This window comes from Rhizobium sp. X9 (genome assembly GCF_018873185.1).
GTDB lineage: Bacteria > Pseudomonadota > Alphaproteobacteria > Rhizobiales > Rhizobiaceae > Agrobacterium > Agrobacterium oryzihabitans.
Genome location: NZ_CP071311.1, coordinates 2,819,686 through 2,834,900, shown reverse-complemented (window position 1 = coordinate 2,834,900; position 15,215 = coordinate 2,819,686). Strand labels below are relative to the sequence as shown.

Genomic DNA, 15,215 nt, shown 5'->3' with positions numbered 1-15,215 from the left:
TTTGTTAAAGTTTCGTTTCACGTGAATCGTTACGCGAAACGTCCCACAGAATTAAATGTCGAGGTTGGCAACGCTCAAGGCGTTTTCCTGGATGAAGTCACGGCGCGGCTCCACCTCGTCACCCATCAGGCGGGCAAACAGGCCGTCGGCATCGGTCGCATCGTTGACCTTGACCTGCAGAAGCGAACGGACATTGGCGTCAAGCGTCGTTTCCCAAAGCTGTTCGGCATTCATTTCGCCGAGGCCCTTGTAACGCTGCATGGAAAGACCCTTGCGGCCGGCGGCGAAAATCGCATCCAGAAGCGCACGCGGACCTGGCAGCTCCATGGTGCCGTCCTTGCGTTGCAGAACCGGCGGCGTCACGTAGATGTCGCGCGTGCGGGCTGCGAGTTGATCGATATGGCGGGCATCGGCCGAACCGATGAGACCCATATCCAGCGTCGAAACTTCCTTGACGCCGCGCACCATGCGCTCGAAGCGCAGTCCGCCATCATCCAGCACCGTACCCGTCCAGCCACGTTCGGTTTCTTCCGCAATCATGTCGAGACGGCGGGCAACTTCGGCAACCGTTTCCTCGGCACGCGCCGCATTGGCTGAAAGCTCAGGGTTGAGCGCACCGGCAATGGCGGCCTGTTCCACAATCGAACGGCTGTAGCGGGAGTGCAGACCATCGATCAGCGAGCGCATGCGCAGCGCATCGAGAATAACTTCGCGAAGATCGGCGCCAACGCGAACCTCACCGGTGCCGAGGGTCAGCGATGCTTCCTCAAGACCCATGGAAATGAGGTATTCTTCCAGCGCCTTCTCATCCTTGAGGTACTGCACGGACTTTCCGCGCGTCACCTTATAAAGCGGCGGCTGGGCGATATAGAGATGGCCGCGCTCGATCAGTTCCGGCATCTGGCGGAAGAAGAAGGTCAAAAGCAGGGTTCGGATATGGGCGCCGTCGACGTCAGCATCCGTCATGATGATGATCTTGTGGTAACGCAGCTTGTCGGCGTTGAATTCGTCCTTGCCGATCGACGTGCCAAGCGCGGTGATCAGCGTGCCGATTTCCTGGCTGGACAGCATCTTGTCAAAACGGGCGCGCTCGACATTCAGGATCTTACCGCGCAGCGGCAGGATGGCCTGGGTTTCGCGCGAGCGGCCCTGCTTGGCCGAACCGCCGGCGGAGTCGCCCTCGACGAGGAAGAGTTCGGATTTCGCCGGATCGCGCTCGGAGCAGTCGGCTAGCTTGCCGGGCAGAGAGGCGATATCGAGCGCACCCTTGCGGCGCGTCAGTTCACGCGCCTTGCGGGCGGCTTCGCGGGCGACGGCCGCTTCCACGACCTTGCCGACAAGGATCCTTGCATCGGAAGGATGTTCTTCCAGCCAGGTAGACAGGGCCTCGTTGACGAGGCTTTCCACGACCGGGCGCACTTCGGACGAAACGAGCTTGTCCTTCGTCTGCGACGAAAACTTGGGATCGGGAACCTTGACGGAGAGAATGGCCGTCAGACCTTCACGGCAGTCCTCACCCTGCAGGCTCACCTTTTCCTTTTTCAGGATGCCTGATGTTTCGGCGTAGGATGTTACCTGGCGTGTGAGCGCCGCACGGAAACCGGCCATATGGGTGCCGCCGTCGCGCTGGGGAATGTTGTTGGTAAAGCAGAGCACGTTTTCATGGTAGCTGTCGTTCCACCACAGCGCGACCTCGACCGTGATGCCGTCCTTTTCGCCACGGATGGCGACCGGCTTGTCCACCAGCGGCTTCTTGGCGCGGTCCAGATAACGGACGAAGGCTTCAAGCCCGCCGTCATACAGCAGCTCTTCCTGCTTGATATCGGAATGGCGCTTGTCGGTGAGCAGGATACGCACGCCGGAATTCAGGAACGCCAGTTCGCGTAGACGATGCTCCAGCGTGCCGTAATCATAGTCCGTCATGGTGAAGGTCTGCGGGCTCGCGAGGAAGGTGACCTCCGTTCCCGAGCGGCCTTCATATTCGCCAATGACCGAGAGCGGCGCATCGGCGACACCGTGGGTGAAGCCGATTTCGTGCAGCTTGCCATTGCGGCGGATTCTGAGCTTCAGCCAGACGGAAAGCGCATTCACTACCGAAACGCCCACACCGTGCAGACCGCCGGAAACCTTGTAGGAGTTCTGGTCGAATTTTCCGCCTGCATGCAGCTGGGTCATGATGACTTCGGCTGCGGAAACACCTTCGGAAGAATGGATGTCGGTCGGAATGCCGCGTCCATTATCCGTCACCGTCACCGATCCATCGGCATTCAGCGTCACCGTCACCAGATCGGCATGGCCCGCGAGCGCCTCGTCGATGGCGTTGTCGACCACTTCGTAGACCATGTGATGCAGGCCGGAACCGTCATCGGTATCGCCGATATACATGCCGGGCCGTTTGCGCACAGCATCAAGACCCTTGAGGACCTTGATCGAATCGGCTCCGTATTCCGTGTTCGCGCCGACTTCGCTTGACGATGTTTCGGTCATAAGTACTCTTTCCAAAGTTTTCCTGGCCAAGTTTTCAGTGAGAAGGCCTGAAGCCAGCGAATCACTCAAATCCGACATGCGACTATAGAAATTCTACACCCAATCCCAAAGGCCGCATGCTTCCGGATGCTGCATAAAGCAGGGGATAGAGGGGTTTCAATCGCAAGAACGGCTTTTTTGCAGCACCGCTGACAGTTCCTCTATCATACTCGGTGGCAGCTTGCGAATATCCCGCGCCAGACGATTGGCGAAAGCCGTATATAGTGGTGGCAGACCGATGGTGTCGATCACCACCTTCGGGTCGGACGAGCCGGCGAGAAAGAACAATTCCTCCGCCTCATCCCAGATAATATTGAAATATCCGGCAATGCGCTGAAGGAGATCAAAGCTCGGCTTGCCACGTTTACCGTGCTCCAGCGCCGAAAGATAGGCTGGCGATACGCCGATGGCTGCTGCCATTTCCTTCTGCGTTACGCCCTTGCGTTCGCGAAGCTGTCGCACGGCCTCCGCAAAGGGTGTCATGATTTTTCACCCCTGCGGCGTGCCAGCCGCACATAGAGCGCGCCGTCGCCGCCATGATTGGCAGATGCATCCTCGTACGAGGAAATCAAATGGCGATATTCCGGTTTGGAGAACCACATGGGCACCGCCCTCTTCAGCGCGCCGTCGCTGCCGATCGAGCGCCCCTTGCCGGTAATGACCAGCACATGCCGAAGACCACGCTCATGTGCGCGCAGCAGAAAATCAAGCAGAACTGCATGGGCCTCGCTCTGGAACATGCCGTGCAGATCGATCCGCCCTTCCAGCGGCAGCCTGCCGCGGGTGAGCTTACGCTTGACCGGTTTTTCCAGCGGCTGATGAATTCGGGGTTTCTTGTCCGGCGAAGCGGGCGGCACCTCCGCCGGCTCCGCGAGCATGCGCGGAAAGAGACCCTTGCCGGTTTGCGGAACCACCGGCTCGGCCGGGGTTTCCTCTACATCGTCGAAAGCCAGCAAATCCTCCAGCCTGCCTGGGATCGGCCGCGCTGTTCGTGCGACCTTACCCCACAGGATGCGTTCTTCCTTGCCAAGCTTTCGACTGCCCTTCATCACCGATACCTTTCCGCAGCAGCATGCGGCAACAGTATATAAAAATCGGCGTCGTTGCGCACCGTACCGGCAAGTTCGCCGGCTTCGAAACCGGAGCCGGTGAAAATATCACCGCGCGCCGGGCCGACGATGGCCGACCCCGTATCGAGCGCCAGCATCAGCCGGGCGAATGGTTTTCCATCATCCAGATGGGTCAATGACGGCGCATGGATGAAAAAGGGCAAACCGAATGTGTGAATGAGCCTATCGACCGCAAGCGCCCGGCCAGCGATCAGCGGCACCTTGGCGGCGGCAATCGGTCCCATATCGTCTTTGGCGACATCCGCTTCCAGGAAAAAAATATAGGAGCGGTTATGCCAGAGCACGCCATCCACGTCGTCGGGATGATCGGCGAGCCATTTTCGGATCGTCTGCATCGAGACGGTTTTTGGATCGAGTTCGCCGCGATCCAGAAGCAAGCGGCCGATTGGCGAAAACGGATGCCCGGCTTTTGCCGCATAGGTAATGCGTTTCACCTCACCATTGCGAAACAGGAGACGGGCAGCACCCTGAACGTGGACGAAAAACAGATCGACTTTCGATTTCGCCCAGGCGATCTCAAGACCCCTGCCCTGCAGATATCCTTCATCGATGGCGCGACGGTCCGGAAAATAGGAAATTCCGTCCTTGCCTTGTCTGCCGAAAGCATAGGTCGGATCGAAACCCGAGGGACGATTGTCGTCGTCGATATCCACCAGCTCCGGCGGCCTGCGATAGATCGGATAACGCCAGATCTCGTCCGGGGTGGAAGACACTTCCAGTTCCGGTTCGTAAAAGGCGGTGACGAAACCGCTCTTTCCCTGGGACGGAGAAATCTTGAAGGGTACGCAATTGGTTTCGAAAAAGCGGCGCGCCTGTTCCGGGCTATCCGCTTCGTTGCCGTCGGCGGCTTCCAGAAGCAAAACCAGTTCAGCGGCGGTGACGCCCAGCGCGCCGGTCCTGTAGGGTTTCGCATTCCGCAGATGCGACAGGATCGTTCCCATCGCTGCAAAAAGCTTGCTGGGATTGTCTTCCCGCCACCCAGGCAGATCGCGGAAAGACACTTCATCGATTGAAAAGGGCGTGTTCATTGCTCGGATTCGGTAGCTATCAGCTTCCAGTTCGGATCGCGCGAACGAATGTCGCGCGAGAAGGTCCAGATATCATCGACCTCTGCGACCGCATCCGGATCACCATCCACCAGCTTGCCGTCCTTGTCATAGGTGGCAGAAATCAGCTGGCTGACCAGCCTCAGCGTGACCTGCACTTCCGAGTCTCGAACGGCCGCCTGGGTGATATCGGCTTTTTCGATGCCGACGAAGGTGGACTTCACGACCTCGCCGCGACTTTCGCGCTCGGAAATGGCTGCATCGAAACCGTCAAAAACCTCCTTCGACAGAAGGTTCTTGAGTGTCTTGCGGTCGCCGTCGGCAAAACCCATGACAATCATTTCATAGGCCATGCGCGCGCCGTTGAGGAATTCCTTCGGGCGGAACGTCGGGTCCTTGGTCATCACGTCCCTGAGGGAAGCATTTAATGCGGAGTCCACGGGCGCAAGCGCATCCGCCTCGGCAAAGCGGTTTTCATCCTCAGCCTCGCCGCGTTTCGGCAGTGTCACGACCTTGTTATCGTCCGTGACGGGACCTTTCGCGACATCGCGCGGGCTGTAGGGATCGAATGGCGGCTTCTCATTGCCCGTTCGGCGGCCGAGAACGCTACGCAGCTGAAAGAAGATCAGCACCGCCGCAACGAGAAAAAACAATGTGATAAAGTCGCTAAAGCCCATCTTTTACCAAAACCGCCATTTAAAATCGAAAACCACACCATCATATAGTCTGCATCTTACCATCATTCAAATGTGCAGATTCAATCATCGGTGTTCTCGCAAACCGGCAATCTGCCAGAGATGCACACGCAAGGCTAGAAGATGCGTTTTTCCTTTCTCCCCATCGTCATCCTGATGATGCCCATCCTCGAAATTGCCGGCTTCATCATTGTCGGCAAAGCGATCGGTTTGTGGCTGACATTGGCGCTCGTCCTGTTCACGTCTTTTCTCGGGCTCCTGATCCTGCGCCTCGGCGGCATCGGCATGGTGAGAAACCTCCAGGCAGCCGGACGCACCGGTGCCCAGCCAGCGGATGAGCTGGTCAATGGCGCCATGCGGGTTGTCGCCGGAATCCTGCTTTTCATTCCCGGTTTCATTACCGACATCCTCGGCCTTCTGCTGTTGTCGAAAACGGTTCGGCGCTTTTTCTGGAAAGCCTTCGGACCACGCGTCGTTGTTGCGGGCTCGTTTCGCCGGTCTGGCAGCCAGTCCGGTCCGCAGCCCGGCGATTTTTCCGGGTTCCGCAATGATCAGGGAAAAAGCGGGAATTCCAAGGTTGTAGACCTCGACGAGGAAGAGTTTCACCGCGAAGGACCAACGGATTCTCCCTGGTCCCGCAAGCCGGATGATCGCGACCTGCCCAAACCCTGAAGGCGCGTTGGAACAGACCCAGGGCCGGCTCACGAAGGGTTGTAAGGCTCGGGTCGAAATGATAGACCGCCTTCCACGAATTCACGCCGCGAGGAAACGTAATGACCGCTGAAAATGGTGCACAGGACGCAGTAAGTCCTTCCCTCAACATTCTTACCCAGTACATCAAGGATCTTTCCTTCGAAAATCCGGGCGCTCCTCGTTCGCTCCAGGCACGTGAAAATGCGCCGTCGATCAACATCAACGTCAATGTCAATGCAAACCCGATCTCCGGTTCGGATTTCGACGTTGTTCTGGCGCTGAATGCGGAAGCCAAGGATGGCGACAAGGTTCTGTTCGCAGCCGAGCTGGTTTATGGCGGCGTGTTCCGCATTGCCGGTTTCCCGCAGGAACATATGCTGCCGGTGCTGTTCATCGAATGCCCTCGGCTTCTATTCCCCTTCGCACGCCAGATCATCGCGGACGTTACCCGCAACGGCGGCTTCCCGCCGCTGATGATCGACCCGATCGATTTCGCGCAGATGTTCGCTCAGCGCGTTGCCGAAGAACAGGCGAGAGCCAAGGTTCAGGCCGTACCGAACTGAACGGCGCATATCGCGTTTCAGAATCTCTGAGAAAACAAAACCCGGGTTATTCGCCCGGGTTTTTCTTTGACCACATTTGCCGTGTCAGCGTCCAGGCAGGCGTCAATTCTGGTAGCGGTTCCAGATCGCCTTGTCGCCCATGCCGAGAACAAGTTTGCCATGAGCCGCGAGCGTCTCCGCATCCAGTCTCGAGGGCAAGGGGCTCGGCCGTTGCAGTGGCTCAAGCGGCACATCATCCTCGATGACGATGGTTTCCTGCTTGGCGGAGGAACCGAAACCGAGCGCCGTCTGGCGCCCGCCGATCATCTCGATGTAGACTTCGGCCAGAAGTTCGGAGTCGAGAAGCGCGCCGTGCTTGGTGCGGTGGGAATTGTCGATGCCGTAACGCCGGCAAAGCGCATCGAGAGAATTCGGTCCCATCGGGTGCTTGCGGCGGGCGAGCGAAAGCGTATCCGTCACCAGATCGGGTGCGACAGGTTCAATTCCAAGACGGGCGAATTCCGCATTGATGAAGCCCATATCGAAGGTCGCATTATGCGCCACCCAGCGCGCGCCCTCGAAGAAATCACGGATCTCGTCGACGACATCGGCGAATTTCGGTTTGTCTTTCAGGAAGTCGTCGGTAATGCCGTGAACCGCAAGCGCATCGGGGTGAACCTTGCGGTCTTCCGGGCTGATATAGAGATGCAGTGTTTTTCCGGTTGGAAAATGGTTGATCAGCTCAATCCCGCCGATTTCGATAACACGGTCCAGTTTCGATTCAAGGCCCGTGGTTTCCGTATCGAAAATGATCTCACGCATTGTTTTCTCCGTGGCCTGAACCGGCGGCCAATCTTTGCAAAATCCCTCTTACCTGATCCCGCGCCGCTTCGACACCATTTCCGGTATCAATGACGAAATCGGCGCGCTTTCGCTTTTCAGCATCGGGCATCTGCCGGGCAAGGATCATTTCGAACTTCTGTTCCGTCATGCCCGGCCGCGATAAAACTCGCTGGCGCTGTATTTCCGGCGCACAACTGACGACCACTATTTTATCGACACGCTCTTCAGCCCCGGTTTCGAACAGAAGGGGAATATCCAGAAGGGCGAATTGCCGAGCTTCTTCCCTAGCCTTTGCGAGAAAGGCCTCCTGTTTCTGCCGGACAAGCGGGTGAACAATCGCTTCGAGCTTGCCAAAATTAGCCGGATTCTCCCGCAGAACTTCGCCGAGCTTCTGGCGATCCACCGCACCGGAAACGGTCGTACCGGGGAAAGCGGTTTCGATCAAGCCAACAGCTTCTGCCCGATAAAGCGCGTGCACGACCTCATCGGAATCGAGAACCGGGACGCCTTCTTCAGCAAACAGCTTTGCCGTCGTTGTTTTTCCCATTCCGATCGAGCCGGTAAGACCGATGACAATCATCAATGTTTTTCCATATCCGCGATGATGATGGAACGAAGGGTTTCGTCGACCTCCGGCATTTGACCGAACCACTTCTTGAAACCGGGTTTCGCCTGATGGAGGAGCATGCCAAGCCCATCCACGGTCGCAATGCCCTGCGCCTGCGCCATCTGCAGGATGGGCGTTATCAAGGGCACATAGACGATATCCGTCACGACGGCATTTTCTCCCAGCGGCGAGAAGTCGAGTTCGGGCGCTTCGGTCCCGTCCATGCCGAGCGATGTGGTGTTCACGAAAAGACCGGCACCTTGCATGACCTCATGAAGCGCGCCCTGCGGATGGGAAAAAACACGGGCGCCGAAACGGTCGGCCAGTTCCTGGGCACGTTCGACAGTACGGTTCAAAATGTGGATTTCGCCAATACCGCGGTCCCGCAAGGACTGAACCACCGCCCGGCTTGCGCCACCAGCCCCAAACACCACCGCCCGATCGGCTTTATCCCAGCCCGGGTGTCGCTCATCGAGATTGGAGACAAAACCATAACCATCCGTGTTGGTGGCGTGAATCCTACCCTCTTCCATCCAGATGGTGTTGGCCGCACCCAGTTCTTCAGCGACCTCGTCAGGGCTATCGGCGAGCCTGTAGGCGGCTTCCTTGTGCGGGATGGTGACGTTTCCGCCGACGGCGGATCCAAGCCCCTGCGCCCTTATTGTCGCAATGAAGTTCGGGAAGTCGTCCGGCGCGACCTCCACGGCCTTGTAGGAACCGGAAATGCCGAATTTCTTCAGCCAATAGGAGTGGATGATCGGCGACCTGGAATGCTTGATCGGGTAACCGGCAACAAAGGCATTTATGGTTAATGTTTCACGTGAATCAGCCATCGATAACATCCATGTCGCGCAGTTTCGATAAAAGAGGCAGAAGCGGCAGGCCGAGAATGGTGAAATAATCGCCTTCGATCGAAGTGAATAGCTGGATTCCCTCGCCCTCGAGCTGATAGGCGCCAACGCTACTCAGAGCTTTTTCTCCCACCCGTTGCAGGTGACGCGAGATAAATTCGACGCTCAGTTTCCGCACGGAAAGATCGGCACTGGAAACAGTCTGCCATATGATTTCTTCCCCGCGAACGAGGACGGCCGCGCTGTTCAGGCGATGAACCCTGCCGGACAATGAAAGCAGGTGCGCCTCGGCTTCCGCCATCGTTTTCGGCTTGTGATAGACGCGGGTGCCGAGCGCCATTGTCTGGTCGCATCCAAGAACGAGCGCTTCAGGATGGAGCGCGCTGACTGCGAGCGCCTTGGCTCTGGCAAGTTCAAGCGCAACCTCTTCCGGGCCGGCGCCGTTTTTCTCCAGCTCTTCATCGAGCGCACGCTCGTTTATATCCGCCGGGATTGCCGAAAATGTCAGGCCCGCATTGCGCATCAACATCTGGCGGGATGCGCTGGACGAGGCGAGGATCAATTCTTGTTTCATCGACTGTCTGCTCCGAATGGTGCGATCCGGATTATCGTGTCCTCGGGCGAAGGGCAAGAATGGCTGCCGCCGTTTCCTCAATGGACCGTCGCGTGACGTCAATCAGTGGCCAATTGTTGCGCGCGCAGAGCGCCCGCGCATATTTCAGCTCCTCCATGATGGTGGCGCGGTCCGTGTACCGCCCGCTGTCAAATCCGCCGGTAACGCCAAGCTCCCGGTTTTCACGCACCTGCGATATGCGATCCGATGTCGCGACGAGACCGACGATCAGTGGCCTTGTGGCCGCATAGAGGCTTTCGGGCAGAGGCACGTTGGGAACGACCGGAATGTTGGCGGTCTTTATTCCCCTGTTGGCGAGATAGATGCTGGTTGGCGTTTTTGATGTACGGCTGATCCCGATAATGACGATATCGGCCTCATCATAGGTTTCCGGCATCTGCCCGTCATCATGGTCCATGGCGAAATTGAGCGCCTCGATCCGCGCGAAATAATCCGCATTCAAGACATGCTGCGCCCCGACCCGACGTCTGGAGGGCGCGCCGAGATAGGTCTGGAAAATACCGATGATCGGTTCCAGAACGTTGACGCAGGGCACCCCGATCGCGTGGCAGCGTAGATCCAGAAACTCGGCCAGCTGCTGGTCAACGATGGTATAAAGGACGATGCCCGGTTCCTTGTCGATAAGGTCCACCACCTGGGCAAGCTGCTTCTGGTTCCTGATCATCGGATAAACATGTTCCACCGGCATGGAGGCGTGGAACTGCGCAGAAACCGCGCGGCCGGCCGACATCAGAGTCTCGCCCGTTGAGTCCGAAATCAGATGCAAATGGAAGAAGCTTTTTTTGTTCTCCACGCTGTTTTTCTCCCGCTGTTGATAAACCGGGACAAACTTCCGGATTGTCCTGCGGGCTGCGCCGCGCCGTGGATAAAGTGGTTTTTTTCCACAATTCGCAAGTGGCTTCTTTGTTGTTCGGCGTGCCTGTGAATAGTCTGAAAATCTGGAACTTGTTCAAATCTCTCCACAAGCCATCCACAGACAACGCCTTCGGTACTAAAATTCTAAATTATTGAAATAATTTATTGAATCTTCGATTTCTCCATTATTCTGCGAAAGAACGATTTCCTTGTGCTCACAGAATGATGAAAAGGCACGGCTGCGGCATTTCGACTGGAAAGATTTTAATCCTTGCTACTCACCGACTCTAAGAAATAGAAAATCTTTTAAATCTCTTTGATTTTATTTTTTAGAAGTTGGGTGGCATGAGCGAGCGTAAGGTTATAAAGGTGTTGAACGGGCAAACGGTCACACCTCCGCCCATATGGCTGATGCGGCAAGCAGGGCGTTACCTCCCCGAGTACAGGGAAACGCGAAAGATCGCCGGCAGTTTCCTCGATCTCTGTTATAATCCCGAGCTGGCAACTGAAGTGACCCTTCAGCCCATTCGCCGGTTCGGGCTCGATGCAGCCATTCTGTTTTCCGATATTCTGGTGATACCGGACGCGCTTCATCGCAATGTCTCTTTCAGCGAAGGAAAGGGTCCGGCCATGGACCCGATCGATGTGAGCGGTATCGAAAAGCTAGATTCAGCGAATGTCCTAAAACATCTTTCGCCTGTTTTCGAAACCGTTTCCCGGCTGCGCACAGCCTTGCCGGATGAGACGACGCTTCTCGGATTCTGCGGCGCGCCCTGGACGGTTGCCACCTATATGATTGCCGGCCACGGCACACCTGATCAGGCACCGGCGCGGCTATTCGGCTACCAGGAGCCGGTCGCGATGGAAAAACTTCTCGCTTTCCTTGCGGATATTTCCGCTGATTATCTGGTGGCGCAGATCGATGCCGGCGCCGATGCGGTTCAGATTTTCGATTCCTGGGCCGGCGTTCTCGGCGAGAAGGAATTCGAGGAATATGCAGTAAAGCCCGTTGCACGGATTATCGCTTCGGTACGCGCTCGTCGTCCATCCGCAAAGATCATCGCTTTCGCCAAGGGGGCCGGTTATCTTTTGAAGGATTATCGCCGCAAGACAGGTGCAGACGCCATCGGGCTCGACTGGTCTGTACCTCTCAGCTTCGCTCGCGATCTGCAAAAGGAAGGCCCTGTGCAGGGCAATCTGGACCCGATGCTGATGGTGGCAGGTGGCAGGGCGTTGCAGGATGGCATCGATGCCGTGCTACAGGCGCTCGGACAGGGTCCGCTGATCTTCAATCTCGGCCATGGCATTACCCCGCAGGCCGATCCGGAAAACGTCGCAAGGCTGGTACAGCGGGTGCGCGCTTATGGAGCCGGGGCATGAGCGACGAGAAACAGACCTCTGCCCGTTCGGGAAACAGAGCCGCCCTTCGGGCGGGCGTAGCACTTGGCGTCTTTGCGGCATTTGTCGCCCTGTTGTTTTACGCCGATCCCGCCGATCTTTATCTCTGGATCAAGGCGCTTCACATCATCGCGGTGATCTCCTGGATGGCGGCGATTTTTTACCTGCCGCGGCTGTTCATCTATCACACCGATGCGCCTGTTGGCTCACAGCAGTCCGAGACCTTCAAGGTGATGGAACAGCGGCTGATCAAGGTCATCATGAACCCGGCGATGATGATAAGCTGGGTATTGGGGCTTTATCTCGCCTGGTCGGTTTACGGTTTCTCCGGCGGCTGGCTGCATGCAAAAATCGCGCTGGTGGTGATTTTGACCATCACCCATGTCTATTTCACCCGCAGCGCCAAACGTTTCGCACGGGATGAAAATACCAGACCTGCCCGTCACTGGCGGTTGATGAACGAAGTTCCGACGGTGCTGATGATCCTCATAGTCGTACTTGTGGTTGTGAAACCCTTCGGTTAAGAGGTTCTCACGATAAATTTCGCGGAATTCGTGCTTTCCTCTTGCGGCGGCCGTGTTCAGTCGCTATTTTCCCCTCACTCATCTTCGTGGCATGTGAATTTTTCAGTCATCTGCGGTATCTCCCTCAGCATCTGATTCGCGAACACGCCCTCCCCCAAATTACATTATCAAACGGTCTTTCCTTCATGGCTGAAATGAAGCTTCAGGAACTTAAGAGCAAATCGCCTACCGACTTGCTGACTTTTGCTGAATCCCTGGAAGTTGAAAATGCGAGCACCATGCGCAAGCAGGAGCTTATGTTCGCAATCCTCAAGGTTCTCGCGAGCCAGGACATTGAAATTATCGGCGAAGGCGTCGTTGAAGTCCTGCAGGATGGTTTTGGTTTCCTGCGGTCTGCAAACGCGAACTATCTGCCGGGTCCGGACGACATCTATATTTCGCCCTCGCAAATCCGCCGCTTCTCGCTGAAGACTGGCGATACCGTTGAAGGCCCTATTCGTGGTCCCAAGGAAGGCGAACGTTACTTCGCGCTTCTGAAGGTCAACACGATCAATTTCGACGATCCTGAAAAGATCCGTCACAAGGTTCACTTCGATAACCTGACGCCGCTTTATCCGAACGAGCGGTTCAAGATGGAACTCGATGTTCCGACATCGAAGGATCTCTCTTCGCGGGTGATCGATCTCGTCGCGCCGCTCGGCAAGGGCCAGCGCGGATTGATCGTCGCGCCGCCGCGCACCGGTAAAACGGTTCTGCTGCAGAACATCGCCCATTCCATCACGGCGAACCATCCGGAATGTTATCTGATCGTTCTCCTGATCGACGAACGCCCGGAAGAAGTGACCGACATGCAGCGTTCGGTGAAGGGTGAGGTCGTCTCCTCCACCTTCGACGAACCGGCTGTGCGCCACGTCCAGGTCGCCGAAATGGTCATTGAAAAGGCGAAGCGCCTTGTGGAACATGGCCGCGACGTCGTCATCCTGCTCGATTCCATCACCCGCCTCGGCCGCGCCTATAACACTGTCGTTCCCTCTTCCGGCAAGGTCCTGACCGGTGGTGTGGACGCTAACGCGCTGCAGAGGCCAAAGCGTTTCTTTGGTGCGGCTCGTAACATCGAGGAAGGCGGTTCGCTGACGATTATCGCGACTGCATTGATCGATACGGGCAGCCGTATGGACGAAGTGATCTTCGAAGAATTCAAGGGTACGGGTAACTCGGAAATCGTGCTCGATCGCAAGGTCGCCGACAAGCGCATCTTCCCGGCTCTGGACATCCTGAAATCCGGCACGCGTAAGGAAGACCTGCTGGTACCGCGTCAGGATCTGCAGAAGATTTTCGTGCTTCGTCGAATTCTGGCACCGATGGGAACGATGGACGCCATCGAGTTCCTCATCGACAAGCTGAAGCAGACCAAGACAAACTCGGACTTCTTCGAGTCCATGAATACCTGATCCGGAGTTTAGCCGGATTCTTCGACCAAGATTTAAAGCCGCATTCGTTAGTTCGAATGCGGCTTGACTGTTTTAGACGAGGTACGTGATGTCAGCTTCCACCGATACGATCTATGCGCTTTCGAGCGGAGCCCTGCCGGCCGGTGTTGCCATCATCAGGATCAGCGGTCCGTTAGCCTTTGAGGCTCTGTTGAAGTTGACCGGCCGCGAGCTTCCCTCCCCTCGGCAAGTCGCGTTGGGTTCGATTCGGGATCGAAACAATGAGATTATCGACCAGGCGCTGACGGTCATTTTCCCGGCCCCAAATTCATTCACGGGCGAGGATTGCGTGGAGATTCACAGTCACGGCAGTCGGGCTGTCATGGCCTCGATTTTCACGGAACTCGACAATCTTCCGGGGCTCAGGCCCGCAGATGCCGGCGAATTCTCCCGTCGTGCATTCGAGAACGGCAAGATGGACCTTCTCGAAGTTGAAGGACTTGCCGACCTGTTGCAGGCGGAAACTGAAATGCAGAGGCGGTTGGCTGTCGAGCAAAGCTCAGGCAAACTCTCGGCGCTCTATGATGGCTGGGCAAATCGGTTGACCCGTGCTCGCGCCTTGATCGAGGCGGAACTCGACTTTGCCGATGAAGAGGACGTTCCGGATTCTGTTGCGTCCCAGGTCTGGGATTCCGTGTCGCAGCTGCGAGATGAGATTGCCGGTCATCTGCGGAGCGGTGGAAGCAGTGAAATCATTCGCGACGGCTTCAAGGTGGCGTTGGTTGGAGAGCCTAATGCGGGTAAATCCACTCTCCTTAACGCTCTGAGCGGTCGCGACGTCGCCATTGTGACGGATATCGCCGGCACGACCAGAGACGTGCTGAGTGTTGACATCAATCTGGATGGTTATCTGGTTCGGATATTCGATACAGCCGGTATCAGGGATACTCTGGATGTGGTCGAACAGGAGGGTGTCAGGCGTGCCGTTCTGACGGCGGAAACTGCCGATCTCGTATTGGTGTTGCAGGATAATGATTCGATTCCGAAACAATTTGCCGCGTCGGTTGAGAATCAAAGACGGTTACGGGTCCGAACTAAAACGGCGGTTTCCCACTCTAATGCAGGCTCGGATTATGATCTCTCTATCTCGGCCAAGGAGGGTGTTGGCTTGGCCGAGTTGCGTTCGTCGATCAAACGGGAGATTGAAAGGCGGGCCGGCGCTGCGCAGACTTTGGTTCCGGCGCGCGCGCGTCATAAAAAACGTCTTGAAGACACGCTGAATTATGTTAGTGATGCGCTCCATTCCGAAGCCATGGACCTTGCGATCAGGTCAGAATATTTGCGGCTTGCGGCGACCTCGCTCGGACGCATTACGGGCCGCGTGGATGTGGAAGATTTGCTCGGCGTGATCTTCTCGGAATTCTGCATAGGAAAATGATTC

General features: G+C 56.7%; 16 protein-coding genes. 6 read left to right on the top strand and 10 right to left on the bottom strand.

What is annotated here, in order from left to right; all coding sequences use genetic code 11:
• Nucleotides 1-51: 51 nt before the first annotated feature.
• The 5 genes from gyrB to JZY08_RS13605 all read right to left on the bottom strand — a co-directional run bounded on the left by gyrB (nt 52) and on the right by JZY08_RS13605 (nt 5,379).
• Complete coding sequence (gyrB, locus tag JZY08_RS13625; RefSeq protein WP_216330437.1) at nt 52-2,487, bottom strand: DNA topoisomerase (ATP-hydrolyzing) subunit B; 2,436 nt, start codon at nt 2,485-2,487, stop codon at nt 52-54.
• A 156-nt stretch (nt 2,488-2,643) separates the two neighbouring features.
• The gene (locus tag JZY08_RS13620; protein ID WP_216330436.1) at nt 2,644-3,009 is read right to left on the bottom strand and encodes a helix-turn-helix domain-containing protein; all 366 of its coding nucleotides are present in this window, start codon (nt 3,007-3,009) and stop codon (nt 2,644-2,646) included.
• A complete protein-coding gene (locus JZY08_RS13615; protein ID WP_035221977.1) occupies nt 3,006-3,575 on the bottom strand; it encodes a Smr/MutS family protein in 570 nt (189 codons plus the stop codon). Before JZY08_RS13615 ends, JZY08_RS13620 begins: the two co-directional genes overlap by 4 nt.
• Nucleotides 3,575-4,684 (bottom strand): murein transglycosylase A, encoded by a 1,110-nt coding sequence (locus JZY08_RS13610; RefSeq protein WP_216330435.1) that lies wholly within the window; start codon nt 4,682-4,684, stop codon nt 3,575-3,577. The genes JZY08_RS13615 and JZY08_RS13610 overlap by 1 nt, the downstream gene beginning before the upstream one ends.
• Nucleotides 4,681-5,379, bottom strand: coding sequence for a Tim44/TimA family putative adaptor protein (locus tag JZY08_RS13605; protein WP_216330434.1), 699 nt, complete (start codon nt 5,377-5,379; stop codon nt 4,681-4,683). The genes JZY08_RS13610 and JZY08_RS13605 overlap by 4 nt, the downstream gene beginning before the upstream one ends.
• 141 nt (nt 5,380-5,520) lie before the next feature.
• Between JZY08_RS13605 and JZY08_RS13600 the strand changes: the two genes are divergently transcribed.
• Nucleotides 5,521-6,069, top strand: a complete 549-nt coding sequence (locus JZY08_RS13600; protein ID WP_216330433.1) for an FxsA family protein — start codon at nt 5,521-5,523, stop codon at nt 6,067-6,069.
• A gap of 101 nt (nt 6,070-6,170) precedes the next feature.
• On the top strand, nt 6,171-6,653 hold the full coding sequence (gene secB, locus JZY08_RS13595) for a protein-export chaperone SecB (protein ID WP_003492802.1): 483 nt from the start codon (nt 6,171-6,173) through the stop codon (nt 6,651-6,653).
• Between the two features lie 102 nt (nt 6,654-6,755).
• Here the strand turns inward: secB and dnaQ are convergent, their stop codons facing one another.
• The 5 genes from dnaQ to JZY08_RS13570 are packed head-to-tail and all read right to left on the bottom strand — an operon-like array spanning nt 6,756 to nt 10,360.
• Nucleotides 6,756-7,454, bottom strand: a complete 699-nt coding sequence (gene dnaQ, locus JZY08_RS13590) for a DNA polymerase III subunit epsilon (RefSeq protein WP_082183292.1) — start codon at nt 7,452-7,454, stop codon at nt 6,756-6,758.
• Nucleotides 7,447-8,055, bottom strand: coding sequence for a dephospho-CoA kinase (gene coaE / locus JZY08_RS13585; protein ID WP_216330432.1), 609 nt, complete (start codon nt 8,053-8,055; stop codon nt 7,447-7,449). Before coaE ends, dnaQ begins: the two co-directional genes overlap by 8 nt.
• On the bottom strand, nt 8,055-8,915 hold the full coding sequence (locus JZY08_RS13580; RefSeq protein WP_216330431.1) for a shikimate dehydrogenase: 861 nt from the start codon (nt 8,913-8,915) through the stop codon (nt 8,055-8,057). Before JZY08_RS13580 ends, coaE begins: the two co-directional genes overlap by 1 nt.
• Nucleotides 8,908-9,507: a Maf-like protein gene (locus JZY08_RS13575; RefSeq protein ID WP_003492792.1), complete on the bottom strand. Its 600-nt coding sequence runs from the start codon at nt 9,505-9,507 to the stop codon at nt 8,908-8,910. The genes JZY08_RS13580 and JZY08_RS13575 overlap by 8 nt, the downstream gene beginning before the upstream one ends.
• A gap of 31 nt (nt 9,508-9,538) precedes the next feature.
• Nucleotides 9,539-10,360: a pyruvate, water dikinase regulatory protein gene (locus JZY08_RS13570; RefSeq protein WP_003492790.1), complete on the bottom strand. Its 822-nt coding sequence runs from the start codon at nt 10,358-10,360 to the stop codon at nt 9,539-9,541.
• Between the two features lie 407 nt (nt 10,361-10,767).
• On the opposite strand from JZY08_RS13570, the gene hemE reads away from it, so the two are divergent.
• The 4 genes from hemE (at nt 10,768) to mnmE (ending at nt 15,212) form a co-directional block, all read left to right on the top strand.
• Complete coding sequence (gene hemE / locus JZY08_RS13565) at nt 10,768-11,802, top strand: uroporphyrinogen decarboxylase (protein WP_216330430.1); 1,035 nt, start codon at nt 10,768-10,770, stop codon at nt 11,800-11,802.
• Entirely contained in the window at nt 11,799-12,344 is a 546-nt protein-coding gene (gene hemJ / locus JZY08_RS13560; protein WP_003492786.1) for a protoporphyrinogen oxidase HemJ, read from the top strand. Before hemE ends, hemJ begins: the two co-directional genes overlap by 4 nt.
• Before the next feature lie 185 nt (nt 12,345-12,529).
• Nucleotides 12,530-13,795, top strand: coding sequence for a transcription termination factor Rho (gene rho, locus JZY08_RS13555; RefSeq protein ID WP_003492784.1), 1,266 nt, complete (start codon nt 12,530-12,532; stop codon nt 13,793-13,795).
• Nucleotides 13,796-13,883: 88 nt separating this feature from the next.
• The gene (gene mnmE, locus JZY08_RS13550) at nt 13,884-15,212 is read left to right on the top strand and encodes a tRNA uridine-5-carboxymethylaminomethyl(34) synthesis GTPase MnmE (RefSeq protein ID WP_216330429.1); all 1,329 of its coding nucleotides are present in this window, start codon (nt 13,884-13,886) and stop codon (nt 15,210-15,212) included.
• Nucleotides 15,213-15,215: the final 3 nt, after the last annotated feature.

What these genes read in the sequence shown, in the direction of transcription:
- gyrB (WP_216330437.1), bottom strand. Translation starts at nt 2,487, where the DNA reads ATGACCGAAACATCGTCAAGCGAAGTCGGCGCGAACACGGAATACGGA.
- JZY08_RS13620 (WP_216330436.1), bottom strand. Translation starts at nt 3,009, where the DNA reads ATGACACCCTTTGCGGAGGCCGTGCGACAGCTTCGCGAACGCAAGGGC.
- JZY08_RS13615 (WP_035221977.1), bottom strand. Translation starts at nt 3,575, where the DNA reads ATGAAGGGCAGTCGAAAGCTTGGCAAGGAAGAACGCATCCTGTGGGGT.
- JZY08_RS13610 (WP_216330435.1), bottom strand. Translation starts at nt 4,684, where the DNA reads ATGAACACGCCCTTTTCAATCGATGAAGTGTCTTTCCGCGATCTGCCT.
- JZY08_RS13605 (WP_216330434.1), bottom strand. Translation starts at nt 5,379, where the DNA reads ATGGGCTTTAGCGACTTTATCACATTGTTTTTTCTCGTTGCGGCGGTG.
- JZY08_RS13600 (WP_216330433.1), top strand. Translation starts at nt 5,521, where the DNA reads ATGCGTTTTTCCTTTCTCCCCATCGTCATCCTGATGATGCCCATCCTC.
- secB (WP_003492802.1), top strand. Translation starts at nt 6,171, where the DNA reads ATGACCGCTGAAAATGGTGCACAGGACGCAGTAAGTCCTTCCCTCAAC.
- dnaQ (WP_082183292.1), bottom strand. Translation starts at nt 7,454, where the DNA reads ATGCGTGAGATCATTTTCGATACGGAAACCACGGGCCTTGAATCGAAA.
- coaE (WP_216330432.1), bottom strand. Translation starts at nt 8,055, where the DNA reads ATGATTGTCATCGGTCTTACCGGCTCGATCGGAATGGGAAAAACAACG.
- JZY08_RS13580 (WP_216330431.1), bottom strand. Translation starts at nt 8,915, where the DNA reads ATGGCTGATTCACGTGAAACATTAACCATAAATGCCTTTGTTGCCGGT.
- JZY08_RS13575 (WP_003492792.1), bottom strand. Translation starts at nt 9,507, where the DNA reads ATGAAACAAGAATTGATCCTCGCCTCGTCCAGCGCATCCCGCCAGATG.
- hemE (WP_216330430.1), top strand. Translation starts at nt 10,768, where the DNA reads ATGAGCGAGCGTAAGGTTATAAAGGTGTTGAACGGGCAAACGGTCACA.
- hemJ (WP_003492786.1), top strand. Translation starts at nt 11,799, where the DNA reads ATGAGCGACGAGAAACAGACCTCTGCCCGTTCGGGAAACAGAGCCGCC.
- rho (WP_003492784.1), top strand. Translation starts at nt 12,530, where the DNA reads ATGGCTGAAATGAAGCTTCAGGAACTTAAGAGCAAATCGCCTACCGAC.
- mnmE (WP_216330429.1), top strand. Translation starts at nt 13,884, where the DNA reads ATGTCAGCTTCCACCGATACGATCTATGCGCTTTCGAGCGGAGCCCTG.